The organism is Lederbergia ruris, assembly GCF_018332955.1.
GTDB lineage: Bacteria > Bacillota > Bacilli > Bacillales > Bacillaceae_C > Lederbergia > Lederbergia ruris.
This window is the reverse complement of record NZ_BORB01000002.1, coordinates 76,004-91,402: the sequence shown is the minus strand read 5'-3', so window position 1 is coordinate 91,402 and position 15,399 is coordinate 76,004. Positions and strand designations below refer to the sequence as shown.

Annotated in this window: 12 protein-coding genes and 1 pseudogene; 2 read left to right on the top strand and 11 right to left on the bottom strand. The window is 35.2% G+C overall.

What is annotated here, in order from left to right; genetic code table 11:
- Positions 1 to 113: 113 nt before the first annotated feature.
- Positions 114 to 1,748, bottom strand: a complete 1,635-nt coding sequence (locus KI363_RS01905; protein ID WP_158322272.1) for a helix-turn-helix domain-containing protein — start codon at positions 1,746 to 1,748, stop codon at positions 114 to 116.
- A gap of 230 nt (positions 1,749 to 1,978) precedes the next feature.
- Here KI363_RS01905 and KI363_RS01900 point away from each other — a divergent pair.
- Positions 1,979 to 2,189: pseudogene (locus KI363_RS01900) on the top strand (IS1380 family transposase); the annotation flags it as partial.
- A gap of 34 nt (positions 2,190 to 2,223) precedes the next feature.
- Here the strand turns inward: KI363_RS01900 and KI363_RS01895 are convergent.
- Together KI363_RS01895 and KI363_RS01890 are read right to left on the bottom strand one after the other, a co-directional pair.
- Complete coding sequence (locus KI363_RS01895; RefSeq protein WP_212965189.1) at positions 2,224 to 3,024, bottom strand: response regulator transcription factor; 801 nt, start codon at positions 3,022 to 3,024, stop codon at positions 2,224 to 2,226.
- 446 nt (positions 3,025 to 3,470) lie between these two features.
- Complete coding sequence (locus KI363_RS01890) at positions 3,471 to 3,692, bottom strand: hypothetical protein (RefSeq protein ID WP_158322275.1); 222 nt, start codon at positions 3,690 to 3,692, stop codon at positions 3,471 to 3,473.
- A 166-nt stretch (positions 3,693 to 3,858) separates the two neighbouring features.
- On the opposite strand from KI363_RS01890, the gene KI363_RS01885 reads away from it, so the two are divergent.
- The gene (locus KI363_RS01885) at positions 3,859 to 4,695 is read left to right on the top strand and encodes an AraC family transcriptional regulator (protein WP_158322276.1); all 837 of its coding nucleotides are present in this window, start codon (positions 3,859 to 3,861) and stop codon (positions 4,693 to 4,695) included.
- A 134-nt stretch (positions 4,696 to 4,829) separates the two neighbouring features.
- Here the strand turns inward: KI363_RS01885 and KI363_RS01880 are convergent, their stop codons facing one another.
- The 8 genes from KI363_RS01880 to KI363_RS01845 form a co-directional block, all read right to left on the bottom strand.
- Positions 4,830 to 5,837, bottom strand: a complete 1,008-nt coding sequence (locus KI363_RS01880) for an endo-1,4-beta-xylanase (RefSeq protein ID WP_158322277.1) — start codon at positions 5,835 to 5,837, stop codon at positions 4,830 to 4,832.
- Positions 5,838 to 5,855: 18 nt separating this feature from the next.
- The gene (locus KI363_RS01875; protein WP_212965186.1) at positions 5,856 to 6,167 is read right to left on the bottom strand and encodes a glycoside hydrolase N-terminal domain-containing protein; all 312 of its coding nucleotides are present in this window, start codon (positions 6,165 to 6,167) and stop codon (positions 5,856 to 5,858) included.
- 587 nt (positions 6,168 to 6,754) lie between these two features.
- On the bottom strand, positions 6,755 to 8,203 hold the full coding sequence (locus KI363_RS01870; RefSeq protein ID WP_212965184.1) for an ABC transporter substrate-binding protein: 1,449 nt from the start codon (positions 8,201 to 8,203) through the stop codon (positions 6,755 to 6,757).
- 44 nt (positions 8,204 to 8,247) lie between these two features.
- Positions 8,248 to 9,240 (bottom strand): carbohydrate ABC transporter permease, encoded by a 993-nt coding sequence (locus tag KI363_RS01865; RefSeq protein WP_212965182.1) that lies wholly within the window; start codon positions 9,238 to 9,240, stop codon positions 8,248 to 8,250.
- 14 nt (positions 9,241 to 9,254) lie between these two features.
- Positions 9,255 to 10,109 (bottom strand): carbohydrate ABC transporter permease, encoded by an 855-nt coding sequence (locus tag KI363_RS01860; RefSeq protein ID WP_212965180.1) that lies wholly within the window; start codon positions 10,107 to 10,109, stop codon positions 9,255 to 9,257.
- Complete coding sequence (locus tag KI363_RS01855; protein WP_246516711.1) at positions 10,106 to 12,472, bottom strand: DUF5696 domain-containing protein; 2,367 nt, start codon at positions 12,470 to 12,472, stop codon at positions 10,106 to 10,108. The genes KI363_RS01860 and KI363_RS01855 overlap by 4 nt, the downstream gene beginning before the upstream one ends.
- The gene (locus tag KI363_RS01850; protein WP_212965176.1) at positions 12,465 to 14,498 is read right to left on the bottom strand and encodes a YIP1 family protein; all 2,034 of its coding nucleotides are present in this window, start codon (positions 14,496 to 14,498) and stop codon (positions 12,465 to 12,467) included. Before KI363_RS01850 ends, KI363_RS01855 begins: the two co-directional genes overlap by 8 nt.
- Before the next feature lie 17 nt (positions 14,499 to 14,515).
- Complete coding sequence (locus KI363_RS01845; protein WP_158322283.1) at positions 14,516 to 15,385, bottom strand: carbohydrate ABC transporter permease; 870 nt, start codon at positions 15,383 to 15,385, stop codon at positions 14,516 to 14,518.
- Positions 15,386 to 15,399 lie beyond the last annotated feature (14 nt).

Below are 15,399 nucleotides of genomic sequence, written 5' to 3'. Positions count from 1 at the left end.
GGTGTTTAAAAGAATTGAAAGATTTTATGTAAACCATATTTCTATATTTCTTTCATGGCAATCCAATATATCGCTTTAAGCTACGATGGAGTAGCTCGGAAAATTTCGTCCCTTCATCCATTACAATAAAAACTCTCTTTATATTCTTGAGGAGTCATACCCGTTGTTTTCTTGAAAAAGCGTGTGAAAGAATGGGACGATTCATACCCAACCATAAGTGCCACTTCACGAACTTTTACATCACTGTTGCTAAGTAGTTCCTTCGCTTTTTTTGCTCTACAATGATCTATATATTCAGATATATTCATACCTATTTCCTGTTTAAAGAAGCGGGATAAATAGGAAGGATTAAAATGATGAATTTCCGCAAGCCTAACCAGAGATAAATCCTCATGCAGATGCTCTTGAATAAACTCACAAATTTTCCGCCCAGCTAAAGAGGCACGATCTCTGTCTTCTATTGATTTTACTTTTAATATATCGTGACTGATATCTTGCAAATATTGAAAGCTATCTTCTAAAGTTTTATGAAGTTCTAGCTGCATTAATTTTTCCAGGTTACCAATTTCATTATATAATCCCCTTCGATTTATGTAAGTCAATAGCATTAACGATAAAGAATAATAGATTTCACTTATTTTTTGAACTGACAATTCATTTGTTAATGCATAATTTGTTATTTCTTCAAAGCAAATGGTAAACTCTTTCACTCTACCTGCCTCAAGATATCCATTAAGAATTTCTACTTTTGATGTGATTCGTGTAATATCCTTTTGGTCAATTTCTTGATTGGGAGCTACTCTATCAATTTGAATTAAAGACAAACCATCGCCAACCTTTAATTGTTGTAACTGACATAACCGTTCATACTGGTTTGACACATGTGGCCATTCACACAGATTACCACTCATTGTAAAGGATAGATCAATTCCAAGAGTTTGGCGGCATGTCTCTTGAATCTGCTCTAACGTCCCTTCTAAATAACGAATTAAGTGTTTACCAAATTTCTCATCATTATTTTCGGACGGCTGTAAAAACCATAATAAATCACCTTTTCGATCAACTATCCCTACATCAATAATCTGATCTGTTATAAACGTGTTCCAAATCATTCGTAAGGATGCAAATAGTTTTGTTTGTTTTATATAAGATATCTCATTGGAATGAATGATATGTCCTAGTATGAGAATTACAGGGGAAGTGGCATTAAGATTGATATTTAACCGTTCAAAGTCTATTATCAGTTCAGCCTCTCGCCTGCTATAGAGTTGGCTATCCTGGACAAAATATCTGAAATATTCTCCTTGCGCCATTAATTCATATAATTCAAGTTGCTTTTGAGATTGCTCCATTATAGAATGGGCATGATAATCAAGTTTAATTTCTTCTATAACTTTTAATACCGTTTCCGTTACCTTTGAATAGCCCTCTGTTTTAAGTAAATACTTCACATTCGGCATTTGAATTGCTTGATAAGCATATTCGAACTCACTAAATCCCGTTAAAAAAATCATTCTACATCTAGGCCAATAGTTTAGTATTTTCTTCGATAATTCTAATCCGTCCATACCAGGCATACGTATATCTGTTAGAACAATATCAATTCTAGTTCTTGACAACCAATCGAGCGCTTCCTTTCCGGAAAAGGCTTTACATACATCTAATTGATCAGACTTCAATTCTGAAAATACTTCATATAAAGACTCCGTAATAATTTCCTCATCATCAACAATTAATAGTCTGTACATAGATAACTTCTCCTTCTCTATACCTCTTCTTTATTATCCCTAAAAGTGGAAGCGGTATCAGTATTGGTCATTTTTCATCATTGTTTTCTTAGAAAATCAAAGATTAAGTGAATTTTTAGAATTTCTTTTTACACACACAATTTATGTCACCACTCAAAAGAAAAAGCTGTCACCAGCCAATTATCCTGTATCCAGAAAGTAAAATCTAGTTTTAACTTTCGATATTCAGGATTAAGGAAGCCAAGCATGGTTACCGTTAATAAGATTCCGACCAGTTCATTCAAAATGAACGAATTGGATCTATTGATTAAATTATTTGCCTATAACCTCCTTGAATTGTTTAAAAATGATCACTGCCTGACTTCTGCTAATAATTATACGATTGATAGGTTTCGGAGAGAAATCATTCAATCGGCAGGTGTTCTGATCCATCATGCAAGGTAACTCGTTTTAATAGCGCTTTAAAAGTATTTTCTTAATAAATAGCTTTATTAAATTTAGTTTCTACCCTCTTATTTCGATATTCATTAGGGCTGAGTCCGGTATACTCTTTAAACTTTTTGTAAAACCAATCTATTTCTGTATATCCAACCTTATTAGCGATTTCATATATCTTCATATCCGTATGTACTAGTAGAACCTTTGCTTTTTCCATACGTTTTTGTATTAGGTACTCCTTAAAAGATATATTTTCGTGTTGCTTAAATTTTTGCCCCAAATAAGCACTATTGAAATGTAATAAGCTTGATATTTTTTTTAACGTAATGTTTTGGTGCATTTCAGCGTCTATATACTGCTTTACTTTGTCAATAATGGAAGGAGATGGTTCATAAGTATTTTTTTGTGGTTCTGCATTTATGCAATAGCAATGAGGTTCACATGAAGGGGCTTTCGTTTTAAAATCCAGTTCCAGTGACTTTTTAACAGTTAATAAGCTTTTCTTTAATTCACAAGTTTGAACTGGTTCTGTCAGATAATCGCTAACCTGATAGGTTAAAGCCTTTCTAACAATACGAAAATCGCTCCTTCCCCCGATCAAAATAATTGGTATTTGGCTTTTTTGCCGAATGTGATTGACTAGCAACACACCGCTTGAATTATAGTTTTTTATATTAATAATAAGGAGGGAAAATTCCGACTCTTCTAGCAAAGGTACAACCTCAGTAAACTGATTGGTAGTAGCTTTGATATAGAAACTTACAGATCCCCAATCAAGACATTTTTTTGTATGATTCAAAGAATGTCTATTTTGATCGACGAGTAATAACTTGTACACAGATTACTCCCCCTTTATATTATAAGTATTTTCATAAATGAGATCTATATTAGAAATGAGAAAATGTATGCGCTTTAATTATGTGATTTGTATAACTGATTTGCAATGTGCAATTGTTTACTTTTGTTGCATCTATTTACTACTTTATATTTTCCATCTAGTTAAATTGTATTTTATAGTAAACATTGCTTCAGTGGATGATTTATGAGTAATTGAACTTGTCTTTTTATATTTAGCTCAATGTCAAATTTATTGCCATACACATCCTATCTGTGTTTTCCTATCATTCTTCTTATTCCCTCTTTATCACTTTGTCCCGATAGTGTAATGGATCCTCTTCTTTAGGAAAAAAGCTAAACATCCGTACATACTTACATTCCATAATTTTAGCAATCTCTACAGTATGCTTAAAAAGCTCTAAATAGGGTTCAAAATCATCCGTGATTTTAATCTTTCCAAGTGGAGATCCAATTGCTGAATTTTAAACCCTCGATCATCAATCTGTTTCTTAATTCTTTTGCTTCTTCTAAAGAATGATGAAGAAGTAATTTACCATTAACGCCTCTCATTTCAATATACTTGATATCATGCTGTTCTAAGACATCCATTTGCGTGTTTAGATCAGAATCAATTTCATCTGCAAATGCTGATAACCTAAATTTACTCATACAGTAGCACCTCTTTTTGAGTTTTATAGCGCTACTTTCTATTTTATAGAAAGCATCATTCACAATCATGGGATTTATTGCTAGATATATTGCAAATATTGCTCTTTCAGTCTATACTTTCAATAATGAATATATTAATTATTATGAATAATTGAAAGGTGATTTCGTGGATAAGCAAATTTTACAATACAGTAGTAGTAACTTTTTTATGAGCCATATGGTATCTGATCCACCTTATGACGTTGCGACTCACATACATGATTGCTATGAGTTGTTTTACTTTATTTCAGGAGATCTCACCTACTATATCGAAGGTCAGGCTTACAAACTCTATCCAAATGATTTGATAATAACTAATTCTAAAGAATTACATAGAATTGTGTTTAACTCAGCATCCCGCTATGAAAGAAAATATATTCATTTTCACCCTGAGTATATCTCCTCCTATCAAACGGATGAATATAACATCCTCTCTTATATAGAAAAAAGAAAGTTAGGTTATTTTAACAGAATACCTGCTGAAAAAGTTTTTGAAAGCGGGATAAATGAACTTTGGAATAAAATTGATAAGGCCTCCATAGAATCTTCTCCTGAAAGTCCAATAATGTTGAAAACATTTTTTGTACAAATGCTTATTGCGATAAATAAAAATCTTTCAAATTATAATCCCCCCCTTTCCGAGGGACACAGATATGATCAAAAAATAAATACTATTTTGGATTTCATAAATAAAAATCTAGATGAGAAAATCACACTGGATTTGTTAGAACATAGGTTTTACGTAAGTAAGTATTACTTATGCCATATATTTAAAACGAATACAGGCTTTACTGTTATGGAGTACGTAACCTATAAAAGAATCATGAGAGCGCTAGAGCTTCTTATGTTCGGACATGCGGCACTCGATACAGCTCATAGGGTTGGGTTTAGAGATTATTCAACCTTTTATAAAGCATTTAAAAAGATTACCGGAACATCACCTAATCAGTATTTTAGAAAGTAGTTTTAAACGATTAGCCACCATATACTGGCTTAACTTAGTGGCTCAGATACTATCAGAGCTTTTCTATTTGGCTAAAGATGTTAATACAAAAAAGACTTGGTACACTTTAGTGCCCGCCCAAGTCTTTTTTGCGTCTAAAACTCCATAATTCTCCAGAATGATTGCTTTGGTTGATGCTGTTCATCAAATAGCAGGGGCCAGTTTTTTCTTCCCTTTACCGGAAAATCACTTAACCAAGTGTAATCATCTGCCGCACCCCAAAAGGTCACTCCCGTAATAACATCTGAGTACTCTCGGAATATATTAAAAAATTCTTCATATCGCTCTGCTTGAGCACCCAGCATTTCTTCTGTTGGCTTCTTAAGATCCTTTCTTTTATCTCCAAACTCAAAAACAGATACATCCATTTCCGTCAATTGAATCTGTAATTCTAAGGTGGCATATTTTTCAATGGCTCGCCTAATATCATCATAAGAAGGACTTGATACATTCCAGTGTGCTTGAAGACCAACACCATGGATCGGAACTCCTCGCTCCTTTAACCCTTTTACAAGCGTATAGATTTTATCGCGTTTTGTCGGATCAGACTCATTATAATCATTGTAGAACAATAAGGCATCAGGATCCACTTGATGAGCAAATTCAAAAGCTTTATCAATAAAATCTTCGCCAATCGTCTCAAGCCATTTAGACTCTCGCAATAATTTTGGACCCTCGTCGGTGACCACTTCATTGACAACATCCCAACAATAAAGGTCATCCTTATAGCGTTTAACCACCTCCGAAATATGAGTATTCATTCTTTCTAATACCGTCTTTCGGTCTGCAAAAGAGCCATTTTTATTCGTAAAAACCCAATCAGGAGTTTGATTATGCCAGACCAACGTATGTCCACGAACTTGCTTATGGTTTTCTTTCGCAAAGGAAACCAATTTGTCCGCTACCGCGAACGTAAACTTTCCCTCTTCAGGCTGAAGATTTTCAAATTTCATCTCATTTTCAGCTGTTATACTATTAAAATGCTTTTTTAATAATTCCTGTTGTGTATCAATCGTGTATTGATTCACAGCCGCACCGATAAAAAATTGCTCTCTATATCTTTCACAAAGTGATAAAACCTCATTATAATTTTCTTCCGACATATAAAGACACTCCTCAATTTAAAATGGATCAATCTTTTTCTTGGGCCGTATTGCTGGTATGCCTGTAAATGCAGGCGCGGCCAATTCCTCTGCTTCTTTTAATCTTCCTTCTGATAACAACTTTCTAATGTCAGGCAATTGTATTAAGGAATCAGGGGGTATGACGATCCCGTGGTCTCCCATACAAAACAGAATCCTTATTAAGCTGAATTTGTTCCCGATCGACAAGACCAAAAACCCTTCCCCCAATCTCCCATTCTCTATTGGTAAAGCCTCATTCCAGTTTTGGGCAGGGTGTTCATACAATAGGATATCATTGCTATTCTTCAATTTTCCTTTTCCATCCTAAAAGAAAATATATTGATTAGATTATTTCCGGACAAATTCATCTTGTTGTTAATAATAAAATAGTATAGAGAAGGAGCAGTTCTCCCCCACCTGTGACTTGGCTGGTCCATACTTTCTAAAGGATTTTTAAAATGGAAGCACCTACTTTAACGCGGAACATAATAGTCAAGGAGGATTTGTCTCCTTTCACCTGTTATTTTTATTGTATAGTAAGCGTATTTTATAATCATTGTATTTATTGCTTAATACATTGCAAATATTGTTTTTTTGGAAGTGGATTCAAAATATAAAAGACGTTGTTTTAGGTAGTGGGTAAGGCTTTCTTCCTTTTCAATCATGTTATAAGGTTTTGGCAATAAACAATTTCGTTTTCTAAAACATCAGTTCTATTTTTGACTAGAAGCTTATTTTCATGGGTTCATCTATTAGGTATATAGCTTTTCTCAACTTTTTTAGAACGGTCCATTAGTATTTCTCTGGGTGACAATGATTATAACGACCTTTCGTATTGTGGCATCAACAATAGGAGAAACCAATTTCCGTATGACGAAATTGGTTTCCTTCTTTTATTAATAGAACAACTCTTCCATTGCTTCTTCACGATATTGATTAATTTTATCCGTTAAATCCTGGGCTATATCGTGCGCATTGACTTCTCCGTTTGCTATAGCTGCCTCAACATCTCCATATTCTCCCCCGAAATACACTTCATCCAAGAAAGTTTGGAATCCTGGTTGCGCAGCACCCCCTAGAGGAATTGGCTCTTTTGCTCTTTCAAGGAAATCTGTATAATACTGAGATTCTGGCAATAACTCACGAAGCTCAGCCCAAATTTCCTCATCATCAATTAATGGAAGTCCATCTGGGTGTTTGAAAATAAGGGAACCATCTTCATTTTCTAATGTTTTAAATGCTTCTAGTTTTGCTTGCCATCCTTCTTTGCCCCATCCAAAAAACTTTAATAGTTCATAGGCTTCTCGAGGATGGTCGGACGCAGATGAAATAGCACCAAAGTCAATAAACGCTGGCTTATGATTCGTTTTCGCTTCATCGCCTTTAGGTACAACATATGGAACCCATTTAATTCCTTTATCAATAAATTCTGGTTCTGAGAACAACCCTACTGTCCACCAAGCATCAAGTTGCATGGCGATCTTCCCTGTGCTTGCCGCCCATAGTTGACGGTCTCCAAATGCTGCTTCTGCCTCGTCTGTATCAAAGAATGGAGCATGGACACCACTACGGATAAATTCAGCACGCTGGGTGACAGCATCAGCCCAATCCTTTGTTAAATCATAAGATTCACCATCCCAGCCAAATTCCCCTGTTGCATCTTGATTCACAATCGGAGCCATAGTCACTATTTTCGTAAACGTATTGTATCCAAAAATTCCTTGTTCAGGAACAGTCATTTCCTTCATTAGATCCAACATTTCAGTGTATGTCCAATCTGGTGAAGGCATATCGACATTCATCTTTTTAAATAAATTTTCATCTAAGAATATTGTGTATGGTTGGTAAGCAGCAGGTGCTGCTAGCTTTCTTTCTCCATCAAAATACCCCGGTTCCTTAATTGTTTTTAAAAGAGTATCTGATTCGGGATCATTCTCAAAATACTCGGTCATATCAGCGAACCAAGCATTGCGAATTCCAATATCGACATTTCCTTGATACCAAAACACATCAGGCAATTCACCTGTACTGGCAAGATTAGTTAAATGATCATTCCAGCCATCTTGTTCTAGCTGTACTAATTCTACTTTGATATTTGGGTATACCTCCATAAACTTATCAGCCAAAAATTGATTCAAATCAGCATTGGCCCAAGAGGCATATGTAAGTGTGATTTCTTCATCTGTCACAGGATCTAGCCCTTTAGCTTCCTTCTCTTCACCTGCCTTATTTCCTCCCCCTTTATCCTCACTTTTTCCTGCCTCATCTGAAGAACAACCAGCAACAAATGTTAATACAAGTAAAAACACCACTGACAAAAGGCCAAGCATCGTTTTTTTCTTCACTAATTCTTCCCCCTTTTTTTGATTAAAATATATATTACGGTGCTTTATTCACCGGTAATACCTGTACGATCAACACTTTCAACGAAATAACGCTGTAAAAAGAAATACACAATTAATAATGGTAAAACGCTTAGCATTGTACCAGCCATCTTAATCCCCTCATTGATCTTATTCGGACTATTTTCAGTGACAGGGTACATCGCTTCATAATTTTGTTCAAACTGCTGTAATTGCAGGAGAATCGTTGTCAAACTATTGTCCTTACTAGTTAAGTACAAGGTCGTTAGATAGGTTTCATTCCAATACCACACAAAGGAAAATAAGAAAGAAACGATAAACGCTGGAACCGCCATGGGAATAGCGATCCGAAAAAAGCTTGTCAATTGACTGGCTCCATCCACTTCCGCCGCTTCATATAAAGCTGTCGGTGTTTGTTTGAAAAACTGATAAAAAATCAATATAAAAATAGAACTATTCAGCCCTTGTCCTAAGATAGCCGGTACAATAAAGGCACTAATTGAACCTGTTAGACCTAAACTATTAAATAATCGATAGGTCGGCATCATTAATATTTGCGGAGGAATAATAAAACTAAAAATCATTAGCGCAAATAAGAGATTTTTTAAAGGAAATTTATAGCGTGCAAAACCATAGCCAACAAGAGAAGCCACCACAACTTGACAGATAGTCGGTAATAACGAGAGTAATAAACTTCCTTTAAAAGAGGCTTTTAAATTCATAACAGAATAGGCTTGTTTATAATTTTCTGTATATAAGCTGGATGGGATCCATTTAACAGACTGATCTAATAAATCTGTTAACGATTTCATACTCGTAATGAACATGTGGAGCATTGGATACAAATAAACAAAGCCAATAGAAACTAATAAAGTATAAATGACCAACTTTAATAAAAATCCTTTTCTGTCGTTAAAGCCAAATAAGAATCGAGCCAGTTTCACCTTTATTCGTCTCCATTTTTCTTGTGGGCTGACCGATTGATCCCTAGGAGCTGAAGTAATCTTTTGCGCTTCCATCACGAACCTCCTTTCTAAAATGCTCTATTAGATTTCTTTTCTCTAAAGAGTAGAAACGTAATGACAAGCATAATCGCAATAATAACGGAATACATCCAAGCCATCGCAGAGGCAAAACCATACCCTCTCATCGCGGAAAACATATTTGTATAAATGAGATTAATAATCATATTCTGGCTACTATTAGCCAAGGAAACCAATGTATAAATCAGGTTTATTAAAATGATTGGTTTGATCGTCGGTAATGTAATTTTCCAAAAACATTCCCAGCTAGAACCTCCGTCAATTTTCGCTGCTTCATATAAACTTGGATCAATCTTTTGTAAAACGGCCAAAAAGATTAAAATCTGTACCCCGGAATACCAAAGGATAATAATAATTTGGTTAAATAATTCGCCAATCACCCCTGCAATCCAATCTGGAAAGATTTGTGTCAAAATCCCGAGCACAATATCTTGATTAAGCATAGGGATGGAAGTGGCCCCTTGACTTATAAGCTGATCAATAACAGGACCACTTGCAACTATAATAGGAAGAAAGAAAATTGTTCGAAATCCTCCCTTGAATTTCACATCCTGATTGAGGAGCATCGCAATAATTAAAGCGAAGACCACTATGACTGGAACACGTAATAAAGTGTTGACAGCAAAATTTAATAGTTCCTGAATAAAAAACATGTCTTTCAGCCATACATCTAAATAGTTTTTAAATCCAATATAACGAAACTGAAGTCCAGATGGTGTGATCCTCATATTATTTAAACTATAATAAAAAGATTGAATCATTGGCCATAAGACTAAAAGCAAAAAGCCTATTAACCATGGGAGAATAAATAAATAACCATATATTGTCTGCCTTTTTAACTTCATTGCTTATGCACCACCTTATAAGATAAGCCATCAATCGTTTGATCATCGAATGTCTTCGTTTGCTCTTCATAATTAATGTAAATGATCACGCCATTATCATAGCTAACCTTTGTTATACCATTATCACGTTCATATCCCTGGATCTTGGCATCTCTAGTTTGTTTGTGTATTTTCTCAAATTCCTCGTAATAGTCCTTGATCATTTCTTCGTACCGCTCAAATTTCGAACTATAAATATTGGAAGAATTTGTATACAACAATTTTGATGGATCTTCATGGGTAATATAAAAGGACGGATACAACCCCTGTTCAACTAATTGCAAGAAAAATTCTTGCTGATTTGCTTGGAAATTCGTATACTCTGCATACATTGGAATAATTCCTTTTAACGTTAAAGCGATAAACGGAATATCTTCATCTGTAAAAACATAATCAGATGACTTAGTCGGTAAATCTAAAATCGCATTAGAATAATCCCATAAATAAGAGAAAGGCTGTTCAAGAACTAAATGAAATTGATTCGAGTAATCAGACACAATCGATTCAAAGTAGTCTTTGGTTGTAACACGATCAAATTCCTTACTTCCTTCGCTATATGAAAACAGTTCATTAGAGATCCCGCTAAGCATGATATTCTCAATTGCTTGATCTTCATATTCTCTTGCCATTTTTTTCATAATCGTTGCGGATGAATCTGGATGTAAATAATGGAAGGATCGATACACGTTTCCATAAACATTTTCTTCATACGTGCGTTTATTAAACTTCTTCATAACCTTATAGCGTGTATTTCCTAATTCTTCTAGATTTATTCGTAAAGCATCATGGTAAAGGAATAGATCAATCCCATTTTTCTCTGCCTTATCGGTTAATTCCAATAAGCTCAGACCATCATTTAGCTCAGATTCCGGTTGAAATGAACGAATCGGTAACCCGCCATAATAACCTTTATCCTGCCACCCTTTATAAACAGACAAGATGTTTTCTACACCATTTTCTTGTAGTTTTTCATAGATATCACTTGCCTGGGTAAAGGTCGTCATTGGAACATTCTTTTTAAAAAGCAAACTTTTTTCCAAATCTGTACCCAACAGGTCCACACGAATATGAAAATCATCTTCTTTTTTCGTAATCAGCTTTTCATCTAATAAATAGTCGCGATAGGTCGAAGCCAATCCCATGTAATTAGCTTTGTCCTGAGAAACAAAATCATATCGGACCTTAATATCAAAATTGTTCCGGTTTTTCTGACGGACAACCATGGTACCGGAGTCTTGGCTTGTTGGTTGATTATAAAATTGTCGGTAAATAAATTTCGATGTGATCCAGTTATAAGGAAGAATGGCCCCATTTGGATAGGCCTCAATCTTTGCATTAAATTTCCCTTCTTCGACAATCCCTAGATAACCTATTTCAGAATCCGTTTGAACCATTCCAAACACTGGTGCCAGTATTTTCTCAGGGTTATTAAATGGATCCATATCATTGAATAAGGACAAAACATAAGGATCGTCTATTCCTGCATCCTCCCCATAGACCATTTCAGAATATGGCTGTTTATATTTTCCATTATTATCTTCTAAATGGATTAAACCACCTGACCCGTCCGGAATGAACATATAACCATCACGTTCTCCCAGTTTTGAATAACCGAGGAAAGGGTAGATGTATAGTCCAGCTATTTTAAACTTGTCACTTTTTTCTTCTATTTTATCCTGTGGAACCTCTACTTGAATCCCTTGATCTGTTAAGGTAACTTTTACTTCGTATGAGATTTCCAACTCTGCATAACTAATTTTTGCTTCGAAACCATCACTTGTTATGTCTAGATCTATATCAGGATTACCCGAATACATATCCGCACGGTACACGACAATATTTGTTCCAACTAGATATTCCATCACAAAGGATGATTGCATGAAATTTGTCCATTCTTCATTACTTTTTACCGGTTTTTCAATTGTGGAATACATAACAGCACCAGTATGTTTATCACGAATAATGAAGGATAGGTTTTCTTTCTTTAAATAAAGTTCATAGAAATCATTTTCTATTAAGAACGAATGGCCATCGATCTCCTTTTGTTTGTCTGTAATGATTTTCACCCGATTTTCTGGTGAGTCATCATCAACAGCTACCTGCTCGGGAAGAGTTTCTGCAGGTTGGTCAACACCCTCTTCTGCCCCTTCTTCCGCACCTTCATCATTTGTTGAATCATCTTCCGTTTCCGGTGTAGGAAGACCCGGAGCAGTCGGGATATTTCCCACCTTACTCGAGTCTTCACCAGTAAATATGAAATAGCTCAAGCCACCAACAATGCACACGAAAAGGATGATTTTGATAACGGTTTTGATTTTAACCATTTTCAACACGATACACCCCTTCATTAAATACTGATATGACGAATTGAATCATTTGGGAAATTAGTACATATACGATAAATAGAAGTAAAGCCGTAATTAACATGAGAAATAGGGTTAGAAAAATAATTTTAAACGTCTCTCTAATTGTGTAGTCATTCAATTCCATAATCATCAGAAACAGCAATACCGCTATCCATGTGTAGATTAAAAAGTTTGCTAGATTCAGTAAATAGACTTCGTTAAATGTCAGTACATTGCTAATCAAGATTAAAAAGGGTTTAAAAATAAAGTAAGGGGCAAAAGAGTAAATAAACCCACTATACATATGACTGAATGTACTTTCCCCATCATTGATTGTACAAATGAGATAGTTCGAAATGATCGTTAAAAGAAAAGCAGCAATGACGAAAGCAAAATCAGAACCAATTTCGAACACGCCATCTTTCACAAAGCGGAAGATAAAACCAGAAAAGTACTTTTCAAGTATAAAAATGATAAAGAATAGGAACATCAGCACTGTAGCCGAAAGAACACTTGTCTTATTTTCGTGTTTGATCCGATAAAAACTATCAAGTGGATGGCGCAATAAATTCTTCAAGAAAAGGAGATCTTTTACTAGCTTGAATTCATATTTTTTTGTCACCTTTTGCTTAAAGCGATGCCAAAATTGGTACTTTTTTTCTACCCAGTCTAATATTTTCTTCATAACGACAAGTCCAATGATCAGAACTAAGAAGTGAATAATATATTTGCGCATCCATTCGTTGCGGATTTCCCAGAAGGCGTCTGAATATCCCGTTTTATACTTAGCTAATCGGAAAGACGCTAACGCTTCCTTGTAATTTTCCTCTTTGAAATAGGCTTCTCCCAAGCCAAGATTGGCGAAGTCAAATAGACTATTTAGTTTTATAACTTCTTCCCAAGGAGCTTTACTTGCTTGATAATCCCCATTTTGATATAACCGCAATGCCGTATGTACTAGATTCGCAAACTCGGTCGGTTGAAAAACCTGGATCTGATTTTTCTCTGGATCAAGTGCATAAATTTGATCCTTTTCATCCAGAGCAACAGCCGAAATTTTGCTAAAGAGACCGACACGTTGCCGCCCATCATCCCGTCCACCAAAAACAAATAATAAATTTCCTTCGCTTGTATATTCATAAATAAATCCATTTTCACCAGCGACAAAAATATTCTCTAAGGACCCCGTTTCAATAGAGACCGGAAATGGATCATAGACATCTGTTTCAATGATATTTTTTCCACCTACATTTAGCTTCCGGATCGCTTCAACCTTTTCGCCTTGTGATACCGTATAGACAAGGCCCTTCTCATCCAAGTTAATGTTTTTTGCAGTGGCTGGAATCGAATCAATCATCTTACTTAACTGTTCCTCTGTAAAAATTGCCTTTCTAAAAGCAGTAAGTGGAGAGACGACTGTTTGATTTGGAGCAAAATAACCGATAAAGTCACCATTATTCGCGTTAATCTGAATGATTCCATTCGAATTCCCTCGTGAAATAATATAGATGTTATCGCGTTTATCAACGGCCACCTTTTCTGGCACAAACGGTTCTTTTTTACCAAATAAAATACTATCTGGTTTTCCGAATTCCTTTAATAGTTCACCCTCTAACGAAAAAACAAAGATTTTTGCTGCCACTTCATCAGCAACATAGAGTTTGTCATCATGGGATAAAAATAGTCCATTCGGCTTTTTCAAAATATCTTTCCCGATCACCCTGACAAGCTCTTCGTTCTTATTCCCCACTAGAATTCTTTGGTTTCCACTATCCGCAATATAGAACAATCCATCTTTTCCGATTTTTAAATCGGCTGCTTGTTTGAATAATTCATCATCAAACTTAACGATCGTTTGCTTTACTGTATAGGCAGTTTGAGTTTCTACATATCTACCATAGCCATCTTCTGTAAAAGTCTTATAAGCTGTATTGGCCTCTATTACCTGTTGATCTGTTAACCATAAAAAGAGAAAGGCTAGTAAAATAGGGATAACTTTTTTCATTTTCGACATATTCACACCTACTTTAATCCCGAATGTGACATTGTATTCATAACTTTTCCTTGCAGGATAATAAACAGAATTAAATTCGGGATAAACATAATTAACGATGCAACAGCCGCCATTCCTTGTCCAACTACTACATTCGTTTCTGCAGCAAGAGTATTCATATAGAAAGCTAATGTTCGCATATTTTCACTTGTTGTATATAAGGTAGACGTCTCCAAATCATTCCAAACAAGTTGAAAAGCTAAGATGGCAGCTGTAGCAATGGCAGGCTTAATTAAAGGTAATATAATCTTCCAGTAAATTCGGAAATCACTTGCCCCATCTATTACAGCGGCCTCAATTAAAGAATCGGGAATCTGATCAATGAATTGCTTAATCAAAAACAATCCCACGGGCGCAGCTAATAATGGCAGAATATGAGCTAGAAACGTATCATCAATTCCCAGAAAAGAAACAGTTAAAAATCGGGGAATCGTGACTGCAATCGGTACAAACATTAAGGCGGCATTATTAATCTCAAACAAAACAAATTTTCCTCTGAAGTTTTTCTTTGATAATACAAACCCAGCCAATGAAGAAATGAGTACAGATAAAAATACAACGGCAACCGTCACAATTAAACTATTTAATATATAGCGGCTCAATGGTATACCTGATGCATTAGCGAGCTGGAATAAATTTTGAAAGTTTTCCAGCGTCGGCTTATGTACTAAAAATCTTGGTGGAAACGCATAGAGTTCATCTAATGGTTTAAATGCATGATTAAAAATAAAGACAATGGGGAGCAACATAAAGAATGCAAACGGTATTAAAAATGCATAAAACTTTAGCTGCCCCCTTTGGAATCTTTTCGGATTAATGCTATTACCCTTAAAAGCCATATAATCTCTCCTTT